At 46.6% G+C, this 25,706-nt stretch carries 25 protein-coding genes; 1 reads left to right on the top strand and 24 read right to left on the bottom strand.

What is annotated here, in order from left to right; genetic code table 11:
- Positions 1 to 273: 273 nt before the first annotated feature.
- The 4 genes from dprA to AOU00_RS22565 all read right to left on the bottom strand — a co-directional run bounded on the left by dprA (position 274) and on the right by AOU00_RS22565 (position 4,569).
- Entirely contained in the window at positions 274 to 1,392 is a 1,119-nt protein-coding gene (dprA, locus tag AOU00_RS22580; protein WP_069291721.1) for a DNA-processing protein DprA, read from the bottom strand.
- A 227-nt stretch (positions 1,393 to 1,619) separates the two neighbouring features.
- Positions 1,620 to 2,549, bottom strand: coding sequence for a succinate--CoA ligase subunit alpha (sucD, locus tag AOU00_RS22575; RefSeq protein WP_025723280.1), 930 nt, complete (start codon positions 2,547 to 2,549; stop codon positions 1,620 to 1,622).
- A gap of 49 nt (positions 2,550 to 2,598) precedes the next feature.
- Positions 2,599 to 3,759 carry an ADP-forming succinate--CoA ligase subunit beta gene (sucC, locus tag AOU00_RS22570; RefSeq protein WP_061831857.1) on the bottom strand — a complete coding sequence of 387 codons (1,161 nt, stop codon included), beginning with the start codon at positions 3,757 to 3,759 and terminating at the stop codon, positions 2,599 to 2,601.
- Between the two features lie 339 nt (positions 3,760 to 4,098).
- Positions 4,099 to 4,569 carry a MarR family winged helix-turn-helix transcriptional regulator gene (locus AOU00_RS22565; RefSeq protein WP_069291720.1) on the bottom strand — a complete coding sequence of 157 codons (471 nt, stop codon included), beginning with the start codon at positions 4,567 to 4,569 and terminating at the stop codon, positions 4,099 to 4,101.
- Positions 4,570 to 4,716: 147 nt separating this feature from the next.
- Between AOU00_RS22565 and AOU00_RS22560 the strand changes: the two genes are divergently transcribed.
- Entirely contained in the window at positions 4,717 to 5,145 is a 429-nt protein-coding gene (locus tag AOU00_RS22560; protein ID WP_069291719.1) for an organic hydroperoxide resistance protein, read from the top strand.
- Positions 5,146 to 5,515: 370 nt separating this feature from the next.
- Here AOU00_RS22560 and AOU00_RS22555 read toward each other — a convergent pair whose 3' ends face one another.
- From AOU00_RS22555 to fabF, 20 genes are all read right to left on the bottom strand, one after another.
- On the bottom strand, positions 5,516 to 7,135 hold the full coding sequence (locus AOU00_RS22555; protein ID WP_069291718.1) for a YifB family Mg chelatase-like AAA ATPase: 1,620 nt from the start codon (positions 7,133 to 7,135) through the stop codon (positions 5,516 to 5,518).
- A gap of 163 nt (positions 7,136 to 7,298) precedes the next feature.
- A complete protein-coding gene (locus AOU00_RS22550) occupies positions 7,299 to 7,850 on the bottom strand; it encodes a nitroreductase family protein (protein WP_025723284.1) in 552 nt (183 codons plus the stop codon).
- 155 nt (positions 7,851 to 8,005) lie between these two features.
- The gene (locus tag AOU00_RS22545; RefSeq protein WP_061831853.1) at positions 8,006 to 8,389 is read right to left on the bottom strand and encodes a YraN family protein; all 384 of its coding nucleotides are present in this window, start codon (positions 8,387 to 8,389) and stop codon (positions 8,006 to 8,008) included.
- The gene (locus AOU00_RS22540) at positions 8,389 to 8,688 is read right to left on the bottom strand and encodes an EscU/YscU/HrcU family type III secretion system export apparatus switch protein (RefSeq protein ID WP_023988176.1); all 300 of its coding nucleotides are present in this window, start codon (positions 8,686 to 8,688) and stop codon (positions 8,389 to 8,391) included. The genes AOU00_RS22545 and AOU00_RS22540 overlap by 1 nt, the downstream gene beginning before the upstream one ends.
- The gene (locus AOU00_RS22535; RefSeq protein WP_069291717.1) at positions 8,685 to 10,799 is read right to left on the bottom strand and encodes a DNA ligase; all 2,115 of its coding nucleotides are present in this window, start codon (positions 10,797 to 10,799) and stop codon (positions 8,685 to 8,687) included. Before AOU00_RS22535 ends, AOU00_RS22540 begins: the two co-directional genes overlap by 4 nt.
- A gap of 90 nt (positions 10,800 to 10,889) precedes the next feature.
- The gene (locus AOU00_RS22530) at positions 10,890 to 11,537 is read right to left on the bottom strand and encodes a ribonuclease HII (RefSeq protein WP_081330747.1); all 648 of its coding nucleotides are present in this window, start codon (positions 11,535 to 11,537) and stop codon (positions 10,890 to 10,892) included.
- Positions 11,538 to 11,746: 209 nt separating this feature from the next.
- Complete coding sequence (ylqF, locus tag AOU00_RS22525; protein ID WP_069292106.1) at positions 11,747 to 12,607, bottom strand: ribosome biogenesis GTPase YlqF; 861 nt, start codon at positions 12,605 to 12,607, stop codon at positions 11,747 to 11,749.
- 86 nt (positions 12,608 to 12,693) lie between these two features.
- On the bottom strand, positions 12,694 to 13,320 hold the full coding sequence (gene lepB, locus AOU00_RS22520) for a signal peptidase I (protein WP_069291716.1): 627 nt from the start codon (positions 13,318 to 13,320) through the stop codon (positions 12,694 to 12,696).
- A gap of 101 nt (positions 13,321 to 13,421) precedes the next feature.
- Positions 13,422 to 13,766: a 50S ribosomal protein L19 gene (gene rplS / locus AOU00_RS22515; RefSeq protein WP_010346403.1), complete on the bottom strand. Its 345-nt coding sequence runs from the start codon at positions 13,764 to 13,766 to the stop codon at positions 13,422 to 13,424.
- Positions 13,767 to 13,990: 224 nt separating this feature from the next.
- Positions 13,991 to 14,809: a tRNA (guanosine(37)-N1)-methyltransferase TrmD gene (trmD, locus tag AOU00_RS22510; RefSeq protein WP_069291715.1), complete on the bottom strand. Its 819-nt coding sequence runs from the start codon at positions 14,807 to 14,809 to the stop codon at positions 13,991 to 13,993.
- Positions 14,809 to 15,324: a ribosome maturation factor RimM gene (gene rimM / locus AOU00_RS22505; protein WP_069291714.1), complete on the bottom strand. Its 516-nt coding sequence runs from the start codon at positions 15,322 to 15,324 to the stop codon at positions 14,809 to 14,811. Before rimM ends, trmD begins: the two co-directional genes overlap by 1 nt.
- 97 nt (positions 15,325 to 15,421) lie before the next feature.
- A complete protein-coding gene (locus AOU00_RS22500; RefSeq protein WP_013309863.1) occupies positions 15,422 to 15,652 on the bottom strand; it encodes a KH domain-containing protein in 231 nt (76 codons plus the stop codon).
- Between the two features lie 23 nt (positions 15,653 to 15,675).
- Complete coding sequence (rpsP, locus tag AOU00_RS22495) at positions 15,676 to 15,948, bottom strand: 30S ribosomal protein S16 (protein WP_013309862.1); 273 nt, start codon at positions 15,946 to 15,948, stop codon at positions 15,676 to 15,678.
- A 67-nt stretch (positions 15,949 to 16,015) separates the two neighbouring features.
- Positions 16,016 to 17,392, bottom strand: a complete 1,377-nt coding sequence (gene ffh / locus AOU00_RS22490) for a signal recognition particle protein (RefSeq protein ID WP_061832003.1) — start codon at positions 17,390 to 17,392, stop codon at positions 16,016 to 16,018.
- A 51-nt stretch (positions 17,393 to 17,443) separates the two neighbouring features.
- Entirely contained in the window at positions 17,444 to 17,812 is a 369-nt protein-coding gene (locus tag AOU00_RS22485) for a putative DNA-binding protein (protein ID WP_069291713.1), read from the bottom strand.
- A 166-nt stretch (positions 17,813 to 17,978) separates the two neighbouring features.
- Entirely contained in the window at positions 17,979 to 18,629 is a 651-nt protein-coding gene (gene trhA, locus AOU00_RS22480; RefSeq protein WP_013309859.1) for a PAQR family membrane homeostasis protein TrhA, read from the bottom strand.
- A 162-nt stretch (positions 18,630 to 18,791) separates the two neighbouring features.
- Positions 18,792 to 19,808 carry a signal recognition particle-docking protein FtsY gene (ftsY, locus tag AOU00_RS22475; RefSeq protein ID WP_069291712.1) on the bottom strand — a complete coding sequence of 339 codons (1,017 nt, stop codon included), beginning with the start codon at positions 19,806 to 19,808 and terminating at the stop codon, positions 18,792 to 18,794.
- 38 nt (positions 19,809 to 19,846) lie between these two features.
- A complete protein-coding gene (gene smc / locus AOU00_RS22470; RefSeq protein WP_069291711.1) occupies positions 19,847 to 23,416 on the bottom strand; it encodes a chromosome segregation protein SMC in 3,570 nt (1,189 codons plus the stop codon).
- Between the two features lie 256 nt (positions 23,417 to 23,672).
- Entirely contained in the window at positions 23,673 to 24,371 is a 699-nt protein-coding gene (gene rnc, locus AOU00_RS22465) for a ribonuclease III (RefSeq protein ID WP_013309856.1), read from the bottom strand.
- Between the two features lie 12 nt (positions 24,372 to 24,383).
- Complete coding sequence (gene fabF, locus AOU00_RS22460; RefSeq protein ID WP_061832008.1) at positions 24,384 to 25,622, bottom strand: beta-ketoacyl-ACP synthase II; 1,239 nt, start codon at positions 25,620 to 25,622, stop codon at positions 24,384 to 24,386.
- Positions 25,623 to 25,706: the final 84 nt, after the last annotated feature.

Here is a 25,706-nt window from a genome sequence, read left to right as displayed (position 1 = left end):
AATTACACACATGAATATGATAGACTTCCTGAAATGTGGTGAGTTATGACGCAGAGAGCGCTTCACAGTTTGGTCATTTTTCCAGATCGCTGTACTTGTTCAGAAAGATTCCATTCCATCTGCTCCGCTACTGCGAGTCATAATGTCAACACATTTCAGGAAGTGGGGAAGGAGTAGGAATCCGCGGCGCGGATGAATACCATACTGCCCTCCACCTGATGTTTAAAATTGAATTTGTGCATTTACTAACTAAGGACTTTGCAAAAACAACTACTAAATAAGCTTGTATTTTGTGCCCGCTAGCTGGGCGATCCTTTTTTTTATGATTAACGATAACAGAACTGCGTGTAAAAGTCCAAAATCCCATGCCGTAGCATCAAGCAGTTCATCCAGTGTCATGGTTCCCTGTTCGAGCAACAGTATGACACGGTTTTCCTCAGAAGTCTCACTTTCTGGCACTTTGGAGACCTGCTTCAGATTAAGACTCTGCTCTCTATTGTATGAAGAAACCTCCCTTGTACGCAAATCTGCTTCATACTCTTCAATAATATCCGAAGCTTCAGTGACTGTTTTGGCTCCTTGCTTAATCAAGCTCAGCGTGCCTCTACTCTTCGGTGACGTAATGGGTCCGGGAACAGCAAACACATCTCGATTTGCCTCTAGCGCAGCATCAGCTGTAATCAAGGAGCCGCTTCTTGCATCTGCTTCGACGACGAGCGTTCCCTTCGTTAGACCAGCTATAATCCGATTACGTTGTGGAAACATTCCCGGATGTGACCTCGTGCCTGGAGGATATTCCGATACGATCAAGCCTTTGCTAGCCATCTCTGCAAATAAAGACGCATTTTGGGGAGGATAAATTTGATCGATCGCTGTTCCCAGTACACCAATCGTGTTTCCTCCCCGGCGCAGGGCTGTTTCGTGACAAATACTGTCAATCCCTCTCGCCAATCCGCTAACTACTGTAATCCCTGCATTACATAATCCCTCTGTTAGTATCTCCGCTGCTCTACGTCCATAAGCGGTGGGAACGCGAGTTCCTACCATGGCTACAGAACATGTATGCAAAAGTGATTTATCCCCTTTTGTATACATTACCCATGGTGGGTCAACTGTTTCCTTCATTAATAGGGGATAATCCTCGTCCACATAAGTTACCGTTCCAATATCACCGGATAGAACTCGCTGATATCGTTCATGCACCCATTCTTCATCGTAACACTGAGCCGCAATTCGTGCCTGAGCAGGGCTTAACCCTATCTCAATCCACTTTTGTTCGCTAAAATGCAGTAGCTCATGCAATCGATAGTCACTCGACCGAATACGCTGAATTGTTTTTCTTCCGATTCCCTCTAACTCATGTAAGCCTAACAAAAGCCATCTTTCTTCCAAACTATGGTTCCCCCATTCACGGAAGAGTGAACCCTCCCTTATTTTGTGGCACAATGAATCATTTTGCAAGCGTTTCCCTGACAAGTCTGTCTTAACGCAAAAAAAGCAACCTTTTCATCCCCTGTTTCAGAAGATAAAAAGGTTGCTTACCTTTCTTTCATTATACACTAGCCTGCGGCAAATTTCGATGCAGTTTTATGGCCTGTATATTAATGAAGAAACACGATTTAATGTGTCGTACACAAATTCAAAATACCACGTGCTTCTAGCACACTTACCAGTGTCGAGCCCATTTCGGAAGGAGTCGGTGCCACCTTGATCCCGCAGGCTTCAAGCGTGGCAATTTTCTCTTTGGCCGTTCCTTTTCCACCAGAAATAATGGCGCCTGCATGCCCCATCCGTTTGCCCGGAGGCGCGGTCACACCGCCGATAAAACCAACTACTGGCTTCGTCATATTGTCCCTGATCCACTCAGCAGCCTCTTCCTCGGCTGTACCCCCAATTTCTCCAATCATAATGACAGCGTGAGTGTTGGGGTCCTCATTGAAACGTTGCAAAATGTCAATGAATTCTGAACCTTTAACGGGGTCACCGCCAATACCAACCGCGGAAGATTGTCCTATACCTCGGGTCGTTAACTGATGCACTGCTTCATAGGTCAAAGTACCACTACGTGACACAACACCTACATGACCTGGTAGATGAATGTAACCTGGCATAATACCGATTTTACATTCTCCTGGCGTAATAACGCCTGGGCAGTTAGGGCCAATCAGAACGGTCTTTTTACCTTCCATAAAACGTTTGACCCTGATCATATCAAGCACCGGAATGCCCTCCGTGATACAAATCACGAGATCTAGTTCCGCATCTACAGCCTCCAAAATGGAATCTGCTGCAAAAGCCGGTGGCACGTAAATCACGCTCGCTGTTGCGCCAGTAGCTTCCTTGGCTTCGCTTACGGTGTTAAACACTGGCAATTTGACCTGTTGTCCGTTCTCCAGTGTAATTTCTACCTCGGTCCCCCCCTTACCTGGAGAGGTGCCACCTACCATTTGTGTACCGTAATCAAGTGCACCCTTGGCATGAAACAACGCCGTTTTTCCCGTAATCCCCTGTGTAATCACCTTTGTATGCTTATCGACCAAAATACTCACGATCTTCACATCCCCTATCGTTTATTCGGCATATCGGAATGCAAACAGGCTATTGAACAAGTTCGACGATTTTTTGGGCGCCATCCGCCATGGAATCCGCTGCTACGATATTCAAACCGGATTCCGCTAAAATCTGTTTGCCGAGCTCAACATTTGTCCCTTCAAGACGGACAACAAGCGGACGAGTCAGCCCCAACTGTTTGGCAGCCTCCACGACGCCGTTCGCAATGATGTCACACTGCATAATTCCGCCGAAAATGTTCACGAAAATACCTTCTACCTTCGGATCGGACAAAATGATTTTGAACGCTTCGGTTACCTTTTCCGTCGTCGCACCGCCCCCTACGTCCAGGAAGTTGGCCGGATCGCCACCGTAATATTTGATAATATCCATGGTTGCCATCGCCAAGCCCGCACCATTGACCATACAGCCAATATTTCCGTCCAGAGCGATATAGCTTAGATCGAATTTAGATGCCTCAATTTCCTTCTCGTCCTCTTCATCCAAATCACGCAATTCCAAAATATCCTTGTGACGGAACAACGCATTAGAATCAAAATTCAGTTTGGCATCCAACGCCAGTACATTCCCATCACCCGTAACGACTAAGGGATTGATTTCTGCAATCGAACAGTCCTTGTCCACAAAAGCTTCGTATAGTGCCAGCATAAACTTGACCGCTTTGTTTACCAGTTCATTTGGGATATTAATGTCATACGCCAACTTACGGGCCTGATACACCTGAAGCCCAATCGCTGGATCAACAACCGCTTTAAAAATCTTCTCCGGAGTGGCTGCAGCCACCTCTTCGATTTCCGTACCGCCTTCTTCTGAGGCCATCATTACGATACGTCCAGTCGCACGATCTACGACAACGCCGACGTAATATTCTTTACGAATATCGCAGCCTTCCTCAACCAAAAGGCGTTTGACCTCTTTACCTTCAGGTCCGGTCTGATGCGTCACCAGCACCTTACCCAAAATTTCAGAAGCAAAAGTCCGCACCTCATCCAGACCTTTGGCAACTTTCACGCCACCCGCTTTACCGCGTCCACCAGCATGAATTTGTGCCTTTACCACCGTAACAGCGCTTCCAAGCGATTCTGCCGCAGCAACGGCTTCCTCCACCGTATAGGCAACCTTACCGTTCGGTACAGCCACTCCGTACTGCTTCAATACTTCTTTACCCTGATATTCATGGATATTCATTCTGGAATCCTCCTATCAACATGACTGCAACAAGGGCGGTTCACAAGGAAATCTATACTAAACCTACATCATTGTAACATGTTTTTAAAACGCTTTCCTTATAATTTAACCTCATGAATTACAGTATTTTGATATCATTATCATTCCCAAAATCGAATGTTTGGATATTATTGGATATTTCTCTTAATACAAATTCACACAAAAAAAAGCACCTCTACAACATGGGATTACCTAATCCACATTAAGAGGCACTTTAATTCTTCAAATATTATTAGGTATTTTTTCTTTCAGCTGAGAACAACTCATGCCATAAGATTCGCAAGAGCAACTGAAAACACCTTATGATTTTTCAATTTGTACATTAGCTTGATGAACACGATCAAGCAGATCATTGAACTGGAGCAGAAGCGACCCAAATTGATCATGAGTCATACTTGTTTTTTCCTGGATGCATCCTGGTACGGACAGAGCTTTTTCCCGTAATGCGCTTCCCTCTGTCGTCAAAGAAATCAGCACCTTACGCTCATCCTGAGTGGAACGCTTTCGATCGATAAGCCCGGCGTTCTGCAATCTCTTCAATAGCGGAGTTAGTGTGCCGGAGTCCAAATATAGTGCCTCACCCAATTCCTTCACTGTACACTCTTCACGCTCCCAGAGCACGATAAGTACCAAATATTGCGAGTACGTCACACCGAGCTTTTCCAGATAAGGCTGGTATAGCTTCGTAATCTCTCTGGAGCATGCATATATGGCAAAGCATAACTGATTATCAAGTTTCAACGCTGTACCTTCATTAGGATTGTCTTCCATGCTGTCTGATCACCTACTTTCGTCATTATTTTAGCACATTATATAATAAAATACATGCTAATTGCACAAAATACTTTACAAACAATAATTATTTTGATAAATTAAATTGTGTAAAATATAAATTGAGCGAGAGGCAGTGATTGGATTATGATGACCATTCAACAAAAAATGTATGAAACAACAGTAAAAGCGGTTGGTGGACGTAACGGTTATATCGAGTCTTCTTCCCCTGAACTCCGTTTAGATATTGATACCCCAAAAGAAATGGGCGGCGCAGGCGGGGCAGGTACGAATCCAGAGCAATTGTTCGCAGCAGGCTATTCCGCTTGCTTTGACAGTGCCTTAAATATGGTTGCTCGCATGCAACGTATTAAGCATGAAGGTACTGAAGTAACAGCTACGGTCCATTTCGGCAAAGTGGAAGACGGCGGCTTCGGAATCGGAGTAAGTCTCGACGTACTGGTAAAAGGCGTCGATCATGAAACTGCAGTAAAACTGGTGGAAGGCGCACATGAACAATGTCCATACTCCCGCGCTACCCGCGGTAATATTGAAGTGAAACTGAATGTTTTGTAACTTAGATTTTCTTTAGCATATGTAGGGGATGTCTTCATCTCTCTTCATGGATTCAATAGTTTCGTTAGAATGAATTTCACAACAAGCCCCTCAACCGTTTTTGTCGAGGGGCTATTATCCTTTCAGCTATCCCTTCGTTAAAGACTGTTTGTTTTTTTCCATCAAGTAACATGGGAGCTGATGTATAATCGTATATACAAAGTTGATATACTCATAGTATAATCACTATTGTCATAATCTTATTTTTCTTCTCCAGATCTTTATTGTCTGGAGCTTTTTTTATCCCTTTTTTTCAATTTCTATTGTACATACCCTTTGGGAAATTCTTTCATAAAAATGATCGTGTTATAGCTACTAATTTATCGCCTTTTTAACTTTCGTGAAAACTGGCATTTGCTCTATCCATATGGCGGTATTGAATAGCTTCAGCCACATGTGAAGTCAAAATTTTCTCTGAGTCATGTAAGTCTGCAATGGTACGCGAAAGCTTGAGAATTCGATCATACGCGCGCATGCTTAAACCGAGTGCGTCCATTGTCTGGTCAAGCAACTCTGCTGCATTTTTTTCTAATACGGCATATTTACGAAGCATCTGACCAGACAGCTCACTATTCCATGAAAAGGGAAGCTTGCTGTATCTGTGGATTTGTATCGCTTGAGCAGCCAGCACCTGCCTTCGCATTTCAGCGGACGACAATGATTCTTTTTCCTCCCGCCAATCCTTCGGCTGCGATACTTCAAGCTGAAGATCGATCCGATCCAGCAGTGGACCAGAAATACGTGAACGGTAGCGGGCTACTGCTGCAGGTGAACAGGTACAGCGCTGATGTTCCGTGTCATTTCCGAAAAAGCCACAGTGACACGGATTTAAAGAGGCAGCAAGTAAAAAATGCGCCGGATACTTAAAAACAGCACGTGAACGACTGATCGTAACATTGTGGTCTTCCAAAGGTTGACGCAGCACTTCTAGTACATGACGGCTAAACTCAGGCAACTCATCCAGAAATAAAATCCCCCGGTGTGCAAGACTGATTTCTCCTGGTTTGGGTATACCTCCCCCACCCACCAAACCAGCAGCAGAGATCGTATGATGAGGCGAACGGAAGGGACGAATATTCATCAGATGAGGGGATGACTCCTTCCACTTCCCGGCAGCGCTGTATACTTTGGTGACTTCAAGCGCCTCCTTTTCAGTCAAAGGCGGAAGGATAGATGGCAATCTGCGGATGAGCATTGTTTTCCCAGCCCCCGGCGGTCCCATAAGCAGGATATTATGCATTCCGGCTGCAGCGATGACTAACGCACGCTTGGCGTGCAGCTGACCCAACACATCGCTGTAATCCTCCATGTTGCTAGTTATCCCTTCTTTTTCACACAACGGTATATGCTCTGCCTGAGGTAAATGGTCATAGGAACAGATCATGACTTGTTTACTGGCAGTACAACTCTGATTTGTCGCTGGGCTATCAACAGTGCCATGTGCACGATCTTCAATCGGAATAAGATCTGCTAGATGCCGTATAGCGTAAATACGTATACCCGTAATCAGACGAGCCTCGCTTGCGTTTTCCTGGGGAAGCAGCACGGAGTTGAATCCTTCTCGCTTGGCCAGATCAACCATGGACAGTACCCCATTCACAGGGCGAATACTGCCATCCAGCGCCAGCTCGCCAATAAACAACGTCCGTTCTCCCGCGGGTAAAACGACCTGTTCACTGGTTGTCAGCAACCCTAAAGCGATAGCAAGGTCAAAAGATGAACCTTCCTTACGCAAATCAGCAGGAGCTAAATTAATCGTGACACGCTGGGACGGATATTTAAAGCCACAGTTTTTGATTGCTGCTCTGACACGCTCCACTGCCTCTCGAATCGCCGAATCCGGCAATCCTATAATCGCTGTCTGAGGCAAGCCATTGGACAAATCAGTCTCAACTTCAATCAGAACGCCATCTATTCCATACAAACAAGCTCCGTGTAATTTTCCATACATATCAAAAAGCACCTCTCCTCATATTGGAATGCTCCCTCTCGGGAATCATTGCATATATGAAAAAAGGTGCTTCCAAATTTTCATTCTTTGCAAATGTGATGTTCGAAATTTTAGCTCCGAACCATGCTTTCAAAATTCTTGACTAAGTTTATCTGACGACAGATTATTTGTCAAACAAGGTCAGCTTATCGGCTGCCGGAGTACGTGGTCTTGATTCTGGGATAACGTCAGGATAGCCTGCATATATCATTCCTATTACCTTCTCACCCGGTTGAATTCCCAAGTGCTCACGGAACTTAGGCGAATACAAAAATGGCTTTGTCACCCAAAACGTTCCGATTCCTTTGCTCCATGCGGCAAGCATAAAGTTTTGTACAAGCGCGCTGACCGCTGCAAAATCCTCATCCCAAACCGCTTGACGCGGGTCTTCTTCCAATACTACTAAAAGCTGGATCGGGTTGTGCAAAATGCCGCTCTCAAACTTGTTGTCCTTACCAATATCGGCTGCAATTGCTTTTGCAAGCTTTTTCCGTCCTTCACCAGCAAACAACAGAAAACGCCACGGTTCACGCATTTTATGATTAGGAGCCCACACAGCGACGTCCAGCAGTTCTTTGATCGTATCTACCGGGATGGAGTCGGATTTAAATCGTTTAATCGTCCGGCGTTCCTGAATTACATCTATGACATGTTCACTAAAGGTATGCTTTGTCACGTAAATCCTCCTTCACAGGTACAACTTCTAGATATTCATTTTAAGATGAAAATGATAACTATTCTCAATAAAATATACCTGTAGCTTTCCTTCCTGTCAACCTGCACATATGAATTCAGTCCCGCACTCTTACCTTTGAATAAGCTCTTACTCGTTTAAAATGCGCCTATTAAATGGTCCGTAACAACTGCCTTTTCGTCAGTTAATTGTACAGAAATCATGTCAAAGCGGATTGGAGCTTCTCCAATCCCGTTCATGTGCAAATATACAGCGGCTGTTTGGCGAACTTGGGCTATTTTACGCGCAGTAACTGATTCTGCTGGCGTTCCATACTTGGAGCTACTTCGACTACGTACCTCAATAAACACGAGTGTATGCTCCTGCTTGGCAATCAGATCTATTTCACCACTGCGGCATCGCCAATTACGCTCTATGATACGGTAACCCAAGTTTTCTAAAAACAAAGCCGCTGCCTCTTCGCCCATCGCTCCTTTGGCTTTCCGTTGATCCTTGCCTCCAGCCTTCATTTCATTCGACATCACCAGTCATCCCTTGATGCAAGCCTATCCATTTGATATATATAGGTAAGCACCTCTGCCACCAACTGATAGAGCTCAGCAGGAATTTGTTCGTCCAAATCGAGTTTGGATAGTACTTCAACCAGCGCGGCATCCTCCTGTACTGGAACACCATGTTCTTTAGCTTTTTCTAAAATGCTATCCGCAATACGGCCGCTCCCTTTGGCAACGACAATCGGTGCTTCGCTCTCACCAGGCGTATATTTAAGGGCGACCGCCTTCTTTATGGAAGGAGAAGGAGGTTCCAACGGCTCTTTCATATTTTAAGATCGACTCCTTTATACGGCTGAGGCACATAGCTTTGTACTTCAGAAGAGACGAGACTGTTCTGTTCAGTCCTTATGGGCATAGGCTCGGTACGAAGCGATAGAAGTTGGTATCCTAGTGACTCCAACGCTGTGTGAATGGACTCACGCCCACTGGTTAACAACGAAGCCGCCCATTCATGATCATTATGGAGCTTAACACTTACAATCCGATCTACAACCTGGACATCTACCAGGGTCGCTCCAAGTCCCTTCATGTCCAAATCAAACCAAAGACGACAGTTGGAGGCGTCCAGCTCTCCACGTTTGCCGCGGCGGGACTGAATCTGGATCGTAGCTGTTTCACGACCGTCCGGTCCAACGAACGGTATAAACATGTGTACTTGGGCAAAAGGCGCCGTTCGGTCTGTATTGAGTAGCAACTGCTGACCTGTCAGGTGCTGTACAACCTGCTGAGCCGCCTCTTTCAAAGCGGGCGGCAGATCGTCACTGCTCATCAGCTGGAGCAGCGCCCCTTTTACGGTGTCTGCGTCTGCTGACACCGTGTCCCCAGACGCAGCCGCTAATCCCGGCAGCGTCTGGGGCATTCCCTCTGGCGGCTCCATACGTGCCGCCGCCCCTTGCGCGACCTGTGTAGTCGCGCGGTGTACTTGCTGCTCGTGCTCTGCACCGAGCAGCTTCAGTACGCGGCCCACCCACGGGTCCTCCGTGGGGGTGAGCTGCGGGCTGGACGCCGCAGGCTGCGACGCAGCGGCGTCTGCGGCCCGCGAGGCGCCAGCCATTGGCTGCGCCACTTCCGTTGCGGGCTGCTCCGGCGCAGCCATGCTCAGTGCGGGCGGCACCGCCGCGCGTAGCTCTTGCAGCAACGTGCGCAGCCGCTGAAGCGTCACCTCTGACGCGGCAGTGTTACCTGCCGTGGATTGCTGCGGCATAGAGCTACCAGCCTGCTGTGCGGTGGGACGGTCAGCCGTGGCCGCGGTTAAGGCTGTCTTTGCCCCCGCAGGCTCTGCCGTGGCAGTTGCTGGAGCGCCATCCGCATCCTTAAGCTGTGTGCTTGCCGCAGTAGTTTGCTGTGACTGCTCCACTCTGGTGCGAGGACCGTTTAATGCATCAGCACCCGATTCTGGAGCATTCACGCTAGCTTCCGATGCCACTGTCGCTCCGCGTCCATTGACTGTCTCCGCTTCTCCTGGAGCAGTCCCTTTGGCTGCAGATGTAGCTCCCGTCACAGTATCTGAATCTGTTGCTAAAGCACTCGCTTCACTCACTGCAGCAGCAAGGTTGGCTGCTTGAGTCCCTTTTAACAATTCCTTGCCGCCTGTGGTTTGTCCAGCTTCTGCCTGCTTTGCAGCGGTAGAAGCATCCTTGGATAGTATGGGAGCTTGGCCTTCCTGTCCATCTACAACCACCCCGGAAGAAGCACCTGTTGGGCTAGCAGGCATTCGATCAGCGCTCTTTATAGCTGTTGATTCCCCCACTGAACGGTCAGTGGATATTCCCTGTCCTTGCTGCTTTAATACCGCTTCAAGCTCTTGCTCCAGCGAAGACAACAGATCATTTAAAGGAGGCCCAAACATCGCTTGACGCAATCCGTTTATGCTTTCTGCCGTCAATGGAAGTCCCCGCTGAAAGGCAACTGCCGCCGCCTGTACAAACGTTCCCAATTGTACATTGCCGCTTTGCTTCGCCATAGCTTCTCGCAAAGACGCAGCATTTTCCGATGTCAACGGCACACCGTTCTTTTGCATTGCCTGTATAAGCTCCCTGTTCTGAGCTGTATCCGGCAGTCCCACCGATTCCAATACATCTGTCAGCGCTACGGTTTGCTGTGGTGTATTGGCCACATCGTTCAGAGGCTTAAGCACCGTCATTCCGCTGGGGGAAGCCGGTTGAACCTGAAACGTTGTAGTCTGTCCAGGTTGAAGAGGGGTCTCCAGCTTTGCCCTGACCTGAGAACCTTGTATTTGCAACACAGCTTCGCTGCCGTCCTCAGACACCTTTAGCACGACTCCTCGTACAACCTGACCTGGCTGCATATCAAGTTTTTTAGCCTCTCCAGCCTTCACATCTCCAAGTAATCCACGAAATACAGATCCGATGTTCATATCGCCCCTCCTCTCACTCTCCCCCATTCAAAGGGGCTTATGGTATTAGTTATGCTTTATATCGGCATTATCCCGATTCATAATAAGTAACTACAGATCAAACAGCGTCGGTTGCTCCGTCAACAAATTGCCCAGAAAGCTGCGTCTATGCATCTTTGTAGGTCCTAGCGCCAAAATTTGTTCCCTGTGTAACTTGGTAGCGTAACCTTTATGTATACCGATCCCATATTCCGGATACTTCGCATCCCATTCACCTTTGCACAGCCGATCACGGGTTACCTTGGCGATGATAGAGGCCGCCGCAATAGACTGACTGTTGGCATCTCCTTTAATAATTGAGAGTTGAGGAATAGGCACATCTACCTTTTCTGCATCCACCAGTAAATAATCAGGAGACACATGTAAAGCCTCAATAGCCTGCTTCATAGCCAAACGAGCTGCTTGCTTAATATTGATATCATCAATCGTCTGCGCGTCTACATAGCCAACTCCTACTGCAATGGCCTTTTCCATAATTAGCTCGTAGTATGCTTCTCTCTTCTTGTCCGTCAATTTTTTGGAATCATCCACACCTTCCAGTAACTCACCCACTGGTAAAATGACTGCTGCGGCCACAACATCACCAAACAGGCATCCACGACCTACCTCGTCAATACCTGCAATCCGCTCACAAGACTGCTCCCAGCATTTTTTTTCATAATGTAGCATGTCCTTCACTACATTCTCTTTATCTTCCATATTCAATACCTGCCCATCTATATGTAGTTTAACGCGTCATTCATGCCGTAGCTCTAGCGATTGAATTCAGCTTACCACAGACCTTCATCGTTCAAAACCCTTTTCTAACTGCCTTCAAATACCAAAAAAACCTTCCTCCTCTCCGGAGAGATGGGGAAGGTTCTTCCTTGCCACAAAATGCTATGTTCTCTATCGGTGTACCAGTAGAATCAGTAAGGAGCTTCCAAACTGAACCGTCCCAGCTTCCCTGCACGCAGCTCACGCAAAATGATTTTTGACGCCTTTTCGAGATCCACACGTCCGCCGCTAACAATACAGCCACGTTTACGTCCGATCGCTTCCATGACGTTGACAATTTCATCAGGATTTTCTGTATCTTCAGGACGTTCGGTGAGCTCAAAGCGCTCTGCCAGTGCGTCCCAATAGTACTGAACCAAATATTTAGTCGCAAAAAAGGCAATATCCTCGACATTCAGAATTTCTTCCTTGATCGCACCTGTAACTGCCAGACGATAGCCTACATTCTGATCCTCAAATTTAGGCCATAGAATCCCTGGTGTATCCAGCAATTCAATTTCTCCAATCTTGATCCACTGCTGTGCCTTCGTTACCCCTGGACGGTCACCCGTAGCTGCAATATTACGTCCCGCCATTCGGTTGATCAGTGTCGATTTGCCGACATTCGGAATACCAACAATCAACCCACGCATAGGACGCGGGTTCATTCCCTTCCTAATCTGCCGATCTATCTTTTCCTTAAGCAGCAGCTTGGCCTGAATCGGAATTTCTTTTAGTCCCGTCCCAGTTGTGGCATCCACCGGAAAGGCCACATGCCCCTGCTCCTTAAAATAGGCAATCCATTGCTGTGATACTACCGGGTCCGCCAAATCTGCTTTATTCAAAATAATCATTCGCGGCTTGCCTTGCAAAATATCATCAATCATTGGATTTCGGCTGGAGAGCGGCAATCGAGCATCAATCAGCTCAATGACCAAATCAATTAACTTTAATTTTGCTTCAATTTGGCGGCGCGCTCTGGTCATATGACCAGGAAACCATTGAATCGTCACCGTCATCACCCCATTGATCGTAACTCCTACTTTTACCCTTAGGCTCTTAGTTAGGATTACGGCAGCTATGCTGCTTATTAGTTATTCTAGTGGTTAATCCACTGCATATCTTTCGCCGGCCAGAAAATAACGTCAGCCCGACCTACAACTTCCTTCAAATCAATATATCCAATCATCCGACTGTCTGTACTATTGGAACGGTTATCTCCCATTACAAAAATATGCCCCGCCGGAACTTTTCCATCCTTAAATTTATCATTTGGAAAATTTGTAAATTTGTTGTAAAGCTCACCATTTTGATGCGCTTCTTCTAAAGGAGCTTTCAAGTAAGATTCCTGAATCGGCTTACCATTTACTGTAATCGTGTCACCTTCTACCTTGACCGTATCTCCTTCAACGGCAATGACGCGTTTGATAAAGTCTCTTCCTTCCTCCGGCACATGAAACACGATCACTTCCCCTGGTTTAGGGGCACGGAAATCATACAAAATCTCATTTACAATGACGCGTTCTCCGGTATGAAAGTTAGGCTGCATCGACGGGCCATCCACAATAAACGGCTTAAAGAGAAGCCAGCGGATTAAAAAGACAAGCACTAACGCAATAATGATGGCCTTGAGCCACTCAAAAATCTCATTTTTTGGTTTACGCTTGGGCGTACCATCCTGTTCAGTTGGCTGCTGTACAGCTCCTTGTCCTACTTCTTGCTCCATAGCTCACTGTCCTCTCTTTACGGTCAATAATCCACAGTTCCCTATGTACGTAGAAAAAACGAAAGGAGCTTGTAACCAAGCCCCTTTCGTTATTCGTTGTATTAACGACGAATTTCTTTAATTCTCGCTGCTTTACCGCGCAGTTCACGAAGATAATAAAGCTTCGCACGACGCACTTTACCACGGCGAGCCACGTCGATTTTATCGATTTTTGGGGAATGAAGCGGGAAAGTTCTTTCCACACCTACACCGTAAGAAATTTTACGAACTGTAAAAGTCTCACTGATTCCACCACCACGGCGTTTAATGACAACACCTTCAAACAACTGGATACGCTCACGAGTTCCCTCAATAACTTTCACGTGCACTTTCAAAGTGTCACCAGGACGAAAGTTAGGCAAATCTTTACGCAGTTGTTCTTCAGTGATCGCTTGGACGATATTCATCTATGACTCCCTCCTTCCGTACAGGTGTTCATGCTTCTTCTGGAAACACAACCGTTTCCTTCATCATCCACAGAGGACCACCGTATTACACACAACAGATGTATTGTATCATGGAGGATACCGCATTGCAACAACAAAAAGGGATTTGACCAAACATTATTTAATTGACTCCATTATAAAACAGGTCACTGCCTGCTTTCAAATCCACTCATGCCTAAGACGCTTTATTGCTTATCCCCCAAACAGTCAGATTTGCGCTGCTCCTCAACCCACACGCGCTCCTTGCCTGTCAGTTCAACCTGTTCCAACAGGTCTGGTCGGCGTTCCATCGTGCGACGTAACGCCTCTTGGCGTCTCCAAGAATCAATATTGACGTGATGCCCTGACAGGAGTACATCAGGAACTTTCCAGCCCCGAAACTCCGCAGGCCGGGTATAATGGGGGTACTCCAGCAGCCCGGTACTAAACGAGTCCGTTACCGCACTCGTTTCGTTCCCCAGCACTCCTGGTAGCAACCGTGTCACACTGTCAATGACGGCCATGGCTGGAAGCTCACCACCAGTCAACACATAGTCTCCGATAGAAAGCTCATCCGTCACCAAATGCTTTCGAATACGCTCATCATAACCCTCATAATGCCCACATATAAAAATAAGATGGTCCTCTTTGGCCAGCTCTTCCGCTTTCTTTTGCGTAAAAGTCTCGCCTTGTGGACACATCAAAATGATACGCGGAGATTTTATGTCTGTGTTACGTTCTATCCCTTCATGTTGAATAACTTCATCGGCAGTTTCTAATGTTGTTTCCTCTGATTTATCCAACAGCGCTTCCACGGCAGCAAAAATAGGGTCAGGCTTCAAAACCATGCCACCCCCACCGCCATAGGGCGTATCATCCACTTGTCCATGCTTGTTGCCGGCATACTGACGAAAATTAACCGCTTGCAGTGATACAATTCCCTTATCCCTTGCTTTTCCCAGAATGCTTGCATTAAATACTCCATCAAACATCTCTGGAAACAGGGTCAGCACATCCACCCGCATTACAGCAGACCTTCCATTAACCGTACCGTAACCCGTTTTTCGCGCACGTTTACATCCAAAATAACATCCTCTATATACGGCAATAGTAGTTCCTTGCCTTTAGGCATTTTGACTACCCATACATCATTGGCTCCCGGAGTCAAAATTTCTTTGACCACGCCGAGCTCATTTCCGTCTTCGGTCACCACTTCCATGCCGACTACTTCATGAAAATAAAATTCATTCTCTTCCAATTCGCCTAACCGCTCAGCAGATACCTTCAACAAAGTACCTTTATATTTCTCAACTTCATTGATATTGTGATATTCCTTAAATTTAGCGACAACCATATTTTTTTGAAAACGCGCTGTTTCAATAGTTACGGGAATCGGGGCTTTACCTTCAGCCGGAACAATCAAAAGCTCACTACCTTTAGCAAAGCGATCCTCTGGGAAATCTGTCGTCGTTAATATTTTAAGCTCCCCACGGATTCCATGGGTGTTCACAATTTTTCCGACATTAAACAATTGTTGCATCGTGTTCCTCCTGCTTGTAATCGGTCCCGCTCCATATCATCTTCATCATGTACGAAAAAGGGTTAGGACATACATCCTAACCCACTTTCGTATATCTTTAAGATATGATGTCTACGGTAACCCGTTTATCCATCTTAACGGCTGCTGATGCAACCACAGTGCGAAGCGCCTTGGCGATACGACCCTGCTTACCAATGATTTTGCCTACATCCTCAGGATGCACACTAAGCTCATATACAACAAGCCGATCCTTCTCCAAGGTCTTCACGGTTACATCTTCCGGATGATCGACTAAAGCCTTAGCAATGATTATCACTAATTCTTCCATGGTTGACCCTCCGTATCAGCACCTTATTTCTGTAGTTTAGACTCATGAAACTTTTTCATTACGCCCGCTTTGCTAAGCAAGTTACGGACTGTGTCGGATGCTTGTGCACCATCTTGCAACCATTTCAGCGCTTTATCTTCATCAATTTTTACAACCGCTGGTACTGTGATTGGGTTGTAGTAACCGATTTCTTCGATAAAACGACCGTCACGCGGGGAACGAGAATCAGATACCACGACGCGATAGAAAGGAGCTTTATGTGCACCCATACGTTTCAGACGAATACGAACTGCCACGAAAATTCACCTCCTTCAAAAAGTAGACTGTATATTGTTATCCCATAATTCCAAGGGCCTATTGGCCTTAGCGGAAAGGAAACTTCATACCTTTACCCATACTCTTCAACTGCTTCATAGCCTTGTTTTTGCCACCCTTAGGTCCCATCATATCTGAGAACTGCTTCATCATGCGACGCATTTCGTCGAATTGCTTTATCAGACGATTTACCTCAGCCAGTGATGTTCCGCTGCCTACAGAAATACGTTTGCGACGGCTATGATTAATCATGTCTGGGTTTTGCTTTTCCTGTGTGGTCATAGAATGAACGATAGCCTCAATCCGGCCCATCTGTTTGTCATCCACTTTGATATCTTTCATTTGCTTCATGTTGCCCATACCCGGAATCATATCAAGAATCTGGTCGATTGGGCCAAGCTTCTTAACTTGATCCATTTGCTCCAGAAAATCTTCAAAAGTAAACTCGGCATTACGCATTTTCCGTTCCATTTCCTTCGCCTTATCGGCGTCGATATTGGACTGCGCTTTTTCAATCAGGGACAACATATCACCCATGCCTAAAATCCGTGAAGCCATCCGTTCAGGATGAAACGGCTCCATCGCATCCAGCTTTTCACCCAATGTAGCAAACTTGATTGGGCATCCCGTCACAGCCTTAACCGATAAAGCTGCACCACCACGAGTGTCACCATCCAGCTTCGTCAGTACAACTCCCGTTAACTCCAAGCTATTATTAAAGTGCTCCGCAACGTTAACCGCGTCCTGCCCCGTCATGCTATCTACAACCAGTAGAACTTCATCCGGGTTGACGTTGGTATGAATCTGGCGCAACTCTTCCATGAGCTCTTCATCAACATGAAGACGACCAGCAGTATCTATAATAACGTAGTCATTACCATTATCCTTAGCATGCTGCAAACCCTGTTTTGCAATTTCTACCGGGCTTGTCTGATCTCCCAGTGTAAATACAGGAGTATTAATCTGCTCCCCAAGAACCTGAAGTTGCTTGATCGCGGCTGGTCTATAAATATCACCAGCTACAAGCAATGGACGATGATTTTGCTTTTGCAGCAATTTCGCCAGTTTACCAGACGTCGTCGTCTTACCTGCGCCCTGGAGACCCACCATCATAATGACCGTAGGCGGTTTGTTTGCTTTGGCAAGCTTGGCCTGACTGCCACCCATCAACTCGGTCAGTTCTTTGTTCACGATGTCGATGATGACCATGCCTGGCGTAAAGCTGTCCATCACTTCCTTACCAACGGATTTCTCCTTTACCTTGGCAATAAAGTCCTTTACAACCTTGAAGTTAACGTCCGCCTCAAGCAAAGCTAATCGTACTTCACGCATCGCCTGAGCTACATCATCCTCAGACACTTTTCCTTTACCGCGCAGTTTACTGAATACATTTTGCAAGCGAGTCGATAATCCTTCAAATGCCATACTTTCGCACCTCCTTGTCTACCAGGGTTGTTTGTTCTTAATCTATATGTCCTACAGTTCCTGCAGGCGATTTACAATTTGATGAACATGTTGCAGTATGCCTTCATCGGACTCACCGATTTTACCGAATGCCTCATACAACGTCTTATTTAATTCTTCGAGATCTTGGATTCTACGCTCATACTTGCTTAGCAAACCAAGCTTTTCCTCGTACATTTCCAATACCTGTTCAGCACGTTTAATATGTTCATATACTGCCTGACGGCTAATTTGAAATTCCGATGCAATTTCCCCTAAAGAAAAATCATCATGGAAGTAATATTTTAAAAACATTTGTTGCTTCTCTGTAAGCAGAGGTTCATAGAAGTCAAACAGTCGGTTAATCCGGTTTGTCTTTTCCAGCCGATTCTCCTGACTCATCTTGTATACCTCCATCGTCAAGGAAAAACACTTTACAGTTCTTTTCAACGTTCCTTATGATACATAAAAGAAAAGAAGATGTCAAGCGTTATCCCTTGTCATACAAAAAAAAGCCGATCCACTGCCCTCAAACGGAAGTACGGATCGGCTTTTTGCCCACTGTTACTTAAACCCTTACTGGAGTAAGATACAGCAGAACAGCCAGAAAATGAAGTATGCTGCCTGCCAAAACAAATAGATGCCAGATCGCATGGTGATATGGAAATGCCCGCCACACATAGAAAATCGTGCCCAACGTATACATAAGACCACCTACGAACAATAACGTCATCCCTCCGGCGGGAACAGTCGCAACCAGAGGATTCCAGGCAATGGTGATGAGCCAGCCCATCACAATGTAAAACACGGTAGACATAAACAGGAAGCGCTTGGTGAAGAACGCCTTGAACAACACACCAAACAGTGCAATCCCCCAAATCACTCCAAACAGTGTCCATCCCAGAGTACCTCGCAGTGCAACGAGCATAAACGGGGTGTAGCTACCTGCAATGAACAGGTAAATGCAAGAATGATCGAATATTTCGAACAAATCCTTCATTTTCCCTTCACGCAGGCTATGAAGCAACGTTGAATTGGTGTACAACAGCAACATCGTAATCCCGTAAATCGTAAAGCTGACGACATGCCAAGTGGTTCCTTTCAAGCTAGCAAAAACAATGAGTAACACAAGCGCTGCCACGCTTAAAACGGCTCCAATTCCATGTGTAATGGCGTTGGCTACTTCTTCCCGTCGGGAGTAAGTATAGGTGTTTGCCATCGGTTTTTCACCCGGCTTCCTTATTTATATTTTACATACAACATACATTACATATACGGCATCGACAGACCTCTTGCTTTCATTATACATCTGGGCGAACTTGAACAGCAACAGGATGGCTACTTAGTCCCAAACGTAACATAAAAGCCTACTTTAAACGTATCAGTTCTGTTCTTCCTCGTCTGCAGCAGTTACTTCGACGGTCTCTTCCTGAATCAACCCCGCAAACAACGCATGAACGAATTGCTCGGAATCAAACGGTTGAAGATCATTCACTTTTTCACCTAAGCCCACCAGCTTAACAGGCAAATTCAGCTCCTGACGGATGGCCACAACAATCCCGCCCTTCGCTGTACCATCCAACTTCGTTAGTACCAGCCCGGTTACACCGCTTTTCTCACCAAACAGCTTGGCTTGGTTAAGTGCATTTTGTCCAGTCGTCGCATCAAGTACCAACAACACTTCATGAGGAGCATCTGGAATTTCGCGTTGGATCACGCGGAAAATTTTGTTCAGTTCCTCCATCAGATTGCTTTTATTCTGAAGACGTCCTGCGGTATCACACAACAAAACATCCACTTGACGCTGTTTGGCAGCCTGTACGGCATCAAACATAACCGCAGCCGGATCGGAACCGGATTGCTGCTTAATAACCTCTACACCTGCCCGTTCGCCCCATACCTCCAACTGTTCAATCGCACCCGCCCGGAACGTATCTCCGGCAGCCAACAATACTTTTTTGCCCTCTTGTTTAAAACGGTGAGCTAACTTGCCAATGGTTGTCGTTTTGCCGACGCCATTGACTCCCACGAATAGAATGACTGTAATCCCTTCAGCGCTCATTTTGAGCTGACTATTGTCATTCCCCCGCAGCAACTCGGACAGCTTTTCCGACAGTACAGGCTGTAATTCCGATGCGTCCTCAATTTTGCGCTTTTTCACTTCTTCTCGCAGGTCTTCAATGAGGTTCATAACCGTGTTGACGCCTACGTCCGCTCCGATCAGAATTTCTTCCAGTTCCTCATAAAATTCCTCATCAATCTTTTTACGGCGAATCATCAAATCCGTTACTTTTTCAACAAAACCTTTACGTGTTTTTTCCAATCCATCTTTGAACTGTTTTGTGACAGATTCAGTTTTGTTTGCAATGCTTTCCTTCAATTTCCTAAAGAAACTCATGGATTCCCTCCGTTGGTCTGAAAGTATGTTATTTAATGTCAGGCAATCTCAGCTTCATCGTTGTCTAGCTTGACAGATACGAGTTTGGAAACCCCGCCTTCCTCCATCGTAACCCCGTACAGCACATCTGATTCTTCCATTGTGCCCTTGCGGTGTGTGACTACAATGAACTGTGTCTGCTCCGAGAATTCTCGTAAATACTGGGCAAAACGCACCACGTTTGCTTCGTCCAATGCAGCCTCTACTTCATCGAGTACACAGAATGGAACAGGTTTAACGTGTAAAATGGCAAATAGTAACGCCATCGCTGTTAACGCACGCTCACCGCCCGACAGTAGCTGCAAGTTTTGCAGTTTTTTGCCCGGTGGCTGAGCTACGATGTCAATTCCCGTCTCCAATAAGCGTTCCGGGTCAAGCAGCACGAGATCAGCACGTCCGCCTCCGAACAGCTTGGAGAATACCGTTCCAAATTCGCGCCGAATAGCATCGAACGTAGTCTTAAAGCGTTTGGACATTTCTTCATCCATTTCACGAATAACCTGATAAAGCGTTGTCTTGGCCTCCACCAAATCAGACTTTTGCTCATCAAGAAACGTATAACGCTCATGCACACGCTGGTATTCCTCAATGGCGCCTAGATTCACCTCACCCAACGCGGAAATACCACGTTTGAGCCTTTCTACCTCACTCTGCGTACCTTCAATATCTTCCGGTATAGGGTAACGCTGCTTGGCTAACTCATAGCTGAGTTCATAATCATCACTTAATTTTTTCAGAACGTTTTCCAGTTCCACATCAAGCCGATTTACTCCAATTTCCGTTTGACGAAGCAACTCCTCCACTGACTTGAGCTGAATTCGCTGTTCTTTCGTGTCGTTCTCAGCCACTTCAAGCTTTTTGGACAAGCTGCTACGTGCAGCCCGCTTGAATTCCAGTTGCTGTGCGGCTTCTTCCTTTTTCAAACGGTATTGATTGAGATTTTCAATCTGTTTCACGGTCTCCTGCTCATTGGTCAGCAAATCTGCTTCGATGGAAGCAAGCAAGGTCTTGTTTTGTCTCGAATCCTTACCAAGAGTATCATAATCCCCACGCAATCTGCGCAGCTGCTCTTCCAATGAAAAGCGCTCTTGGTCCAGCTTTCCTTCTCTTACCTTGAGATTCGTGAGCTCTCCCTGCAGCTGCTCTTTGGCAGATTCGTTGGCTTTACGGGCAAATTCGGCAGCATGAATGGCCTGATGCGTTTTCTTTTCTTCTTCCTCCAACGCAGCCAACTTTACCAATGCTTCTTCACGGGAAGTTTCCAGTTCCTTGATTTCCTGATCAAAGCCCTTTTTCTCCTGACCAGACGCAGCGACCTGCTCTAGAACATGACGAAGTTCATGCTCCAATTGCTTGAGCTCCATTGCCATCTGCTGCTCTTCGCCGCGCTTCACATCGCCGCCGTGACGAAGCTCGTCCAGACGGGTCTGTGTCTCCTCCAACTGGCGTTTGGTATCTATTGCACTCTGGCGCAACCTTGCAATTTGCTGCTCCGTATCTACAATGTCTTGATCCAACTGATCCAGCTGACGTTTGCGTCCAAGCAGATTAGCATTTTTCTTGAACTGGCTTCCCCCAGTCATGGAACCCCCTGCATTGACAACATCGCCTTCCAAAGTGACCACGCGGTATCTATATTGGCAACGGGCCGCAATACGGTTTGCATCTTCCAACGTACGGGCAATGACCACATTCCCCAAGAGACTGCCTACAATTCCGGCATATCGATCATCATACTGAACAAGATCTGCACCGATTCCGACAAAGCCTTCGGCTCCTTCTGCAATTTGGCGTTCTCCTGCACCGATTTGACGCGGACGAATAACATCCATAGGCAAAAATGTCGCTCTGCCCAGTTGACGTTGCTTTAGAAAACTGATCGCCTGTCTGGATACGGATTCATTTTCCATCACGATATGCTGAACTGAAGCACCCAAAGCGGTTTCCATCGCCTGCTCTAAATGCTCAGGCACCCGAATCAGCTCCGCTACCGCTCCATGCACACCATGCAAAGTTTCTTTTCGTGCAGCCTTCAATACCTCTTTAACTCCAAGCATGAAGCCGTCAAAGTCATCCTGCATTTCCTTCATTGTATCTCGCCGTGAAATTTGAGCCTCACGTTTTTGTTCCCATTTACGAACCGTACCCTGGTTTTCTTCCAGTAGTTTTTGCAGGGCCTGGTACTTTTCACTTCCCTGAATATAGCCACTACGCAAACTACTGATTTCCTGCCCCAGCTTCTGAACCGCAGCTTCCAATCCCTTTTTGCGCTTTTCAAGTTGTACTTTCTGGGCTTCCCATTTGCCGGATTCGTCACTTACGCGAGTCACACGCCGTTCCAATGCTTCCTTCTGTTGGTCTGTATAACGAATTTCGTTACGCGCCTGCGCCATCTGATTCATCAGCTCCAGCAGACCACCCTTTAGGCTTTCTTCCTGCTCCTGGCTGATTCCGCCTGTAACACCAATCAGTTTGGCCTCTTCGTCAGACAGCCGCGCACGCAACTCGTCAAGCTCTACATTCAGTGCAGACAGTTTTTCGTTCAGCTGATCCAGTTCACTCCTGCGCTCGGAATGCCGTGATTCGCTTGTGCTAAGTGATAAGATCAATTGTTCCCGATTAGCCTCCAGATTGCGTGTGCGCTCTTTGAGCAATTCGCCGTAGCCTTCACTTTTCTCCGTCGCTTCACTGTATTGCAACAAATCCCTTTGCAACTGCTCTACCTGCTCTTCCAGCTGGCGCAATTCGTTGCGGTCGCTTTCCAGCATCGCATCATGGCGGGACACCACCGTAGACAACTGAAGCTGCTCCTGCTGCAACAGAGCTAGTTTGGAAGTCGCATCGCTCCACGAAGTATGAATTTGTTCAATTTGATGGACGTACATTGAAATTTCTTTTGATTTCAATTCACCGCGCAGCTCTTTAAAATGAATCGCTTTTTCAGACTGCTCCTTAAGCGGTCCAATCTGATCCTCCAGTTCACTAACCAAATCGTGAATACGCAGCAAATTTTGCTCCGTTTCATCCAGCTTGCGAACCGCATCTTTTTTACGCGATTTATATTTTACGATACCCGAAGCTTCCTCAAAAATACCTCGACGATCCTCAGATCGGGTACTCAGAATTTCTTCAATGCGTCCCTGCCCAATAATTGAATAAGCTTCTTTACCAATGCCTGTATCCATAAACAGCTCTGTAATATCTCGGAGTCTGCATGATTGCCGATTAATGAAATATTCACTATCCCCACTTCGATGTACACGTCGCGTTACCGTGACCTCACCAAAATCCAGAGGCAACGCCTGATCTTCATTATCCAACGTAAGCGATACTTCACCGTAATTAACAGCCTTACGAGCATCACTACCCGCAAAAATAATGTCCTCCATTTTGCCGCCACGCAGTGATTTGGCACTCTGTTCGCCCAGCACCCAACGAATTCCGTCGGAAATATTACTTTTTCCGCTTCCGTTGGGTCCGACGACTGCCGTAATGCCGCGGACAAATTCCATTTCCGTTTTATCTGCAAACGATTTGAAGCCCGCCAGCTCAATGCGCTTTAAAAACATGCTCAATCTCACCTCTAACATTTCAAATATGCTTGTACAACACCGTATACCTGATTGATATGAATTATCCCTATTGTAGCATAAACTAGCTTGTATAAAGCACAGTACCGACACTCACATTACACCAGCAAAGCCACGAAAAAAGAGCAAAACGCAGTCCATTCGCCATTACGGGCCGGGACTCCCCGCGGACTGCCCTTTGCTCTTACTTTGTGCCCCCTGCTTGCGTAACCCGTCCGGGCTGCTCAGGTACCGATTACGATTCTGCCAGCTTCAAACGGTTTAAAGCTACTGCCGCCGCTTGCTGCTCAGCTTCTTTTTTGGAGCGTCCCGTACCTGCCCCTAGCCGTTCGCTGTCCATATATACCTCAGCTACAAACTCGCGCTCATGGGCTGGTCCGCGCTCCTCTACAATCTTGTATTCAAGCATCCCCATGTTATGATGCTGCGTCAGTTCCTGAAGCTCTGTTTTGAAATCACTCATCTGAAGCTTACCATTTAATACAATTTGAGGAAAAATATAACGTTCCAGAAACGAACGGACGGCCTCCAGACCCTGATCCAAATAAAGCGCACCTACGAACGCTTCGAATACATCAGCCAACAGAGCCGGACGAGTACGTCCACCTGTCAACTCTTCACCTTTTCCAAGCAGTACATATTGCCCGAACTCAAGCCCGACAGCAAATTTCACCAGAGAAGGCTCACAGACAATAGCTGCACGCAGCTTGGTGAGCTCACCTTCGGGTCGGTTAGGGTACTGATTGTACAATTGCTCGGACACCGTCAGTTCCAGAACAGCGTCACCTAAAAATTCAAGACGCTCATTGTCTGCATGCTGACTGAACCGATGTTCGTTTACGTAGGAAGCGTGCGTAAAGGCCTGCTTCAGAAGCTGCCGATTGTTGAATTGAATATGAAGTTTCTGCTGTAATTGCTTCAAGTCTCCACTCAACGAACTGACCCCTTATGCTTCATATTTTTTTAGAATAACCGTAGCATTGTGACCGCCAAAACCAAAGGAATTGGACATAACCACATTCAGTTCCGCTTTTCTCGGCTTATTAGGTACATAATCAAGATCGCATGCCGGGTCTTGATTATCCAAATTAATCGTTGGCGGAATCGTCTGATGCTGAAGGGCGAGACCACAGATCACGGCTTCAACGCCGCCCGCTGCACCCAATAAATGCCCTGTCATCGACTTGGTTGAGCTGATCGCTACCTTATAGGCATGCTCTCCAAGCGTTTTCTTAACTGCTTCCGTTTCGGATTTATCACCGACTGGTGTAGATGTACCATGTGCATTGATATAATCAATCTCTTCAGGATTCAATCCAGCATCACGGATCGCCATTCTAATGCAGCGTGCCGCTCCCTCTGGATCAGGCTCCGTCATATGATGGGCATCGCCAGAAAGACCGTAGCCAATCACTTCACCGTAAATACGCGCACCACGCTTCAAAGCATGATCCAACGATTCCAGAATAAGAACACCAGAGCCTTCGCCCATAACAAACCCGTCTCTTTCGGTATCAAAAGGACGACTTGCCTTTTGAGGCTCGTCATTACGCGTGGACATCGCTCGCATGGAACAAAATCCAGCCATACCAATCGGACGAATAGTGGCCTCAGCTCCTCCGCAAATCATGGCGTCTGCGTCACCGCGCTGGATCATGCGGAAGGAATCGCCAATAGCATGACTGCCCGTGGCACATGCCGTAACTGGTGATGTATTAGGGCCTTTAGCACCGAGTGAAATCGATACTTGACCGGAACCCATATTAGCAATCATCATCGGGATGAAGAAAGGGCTTACGCGTTTAGGTCCTTTTTCAATCAGTGCGTTGTGCTGATCTTCCCAAGTTCCCAATCCGCCAATACCGGAACCGACAGATACACCAACACGCTCAGCGTCCGCATTTTCTCCGATTACAAGTCCGCTGTCCTCAAGCGCCAACTTACTAGCAGCAACCGCAAACTGCACAAAGCGGTCCATTTTACGCGCATCCTTACGTTCAATATAATCCTCTGGATTAAAATCTTTAATGGAAGCGGCTATTTTCGTAGTGTACTCACTTGTATCGAAAGCTTCGATTTCACTGACGCCGGATTTTCCAGCCATCAGATTATCCCATAGTGTGTTCAAATCCTGTCCCAGCGAAGTGATTACACCCATTCCTGTTATGACAACACGTTGTTTCAAAGATAATCACCTCTATGTTTACTGCATATTGTATTTTAAGACCGCACACTCTTGTGCGTAAAAATAATATAGAATCAACTAAAG

Origin of the sequence: Paenibacillus polymyxa (assembly GCF_001719045.1) — a bacterium.
Taxonomy (GTDB): domain Bacteria; phylum Bacillota; class Bacilli; order Paenibacillales; family Paenibacillaceae; genus Paenibacillus; species Paenibacillus polymyxa_B.
Note: the sequence above shows the minus strand (reverse complement) of the source record. Positions and strands in the feature narration are given on the sequence as shown.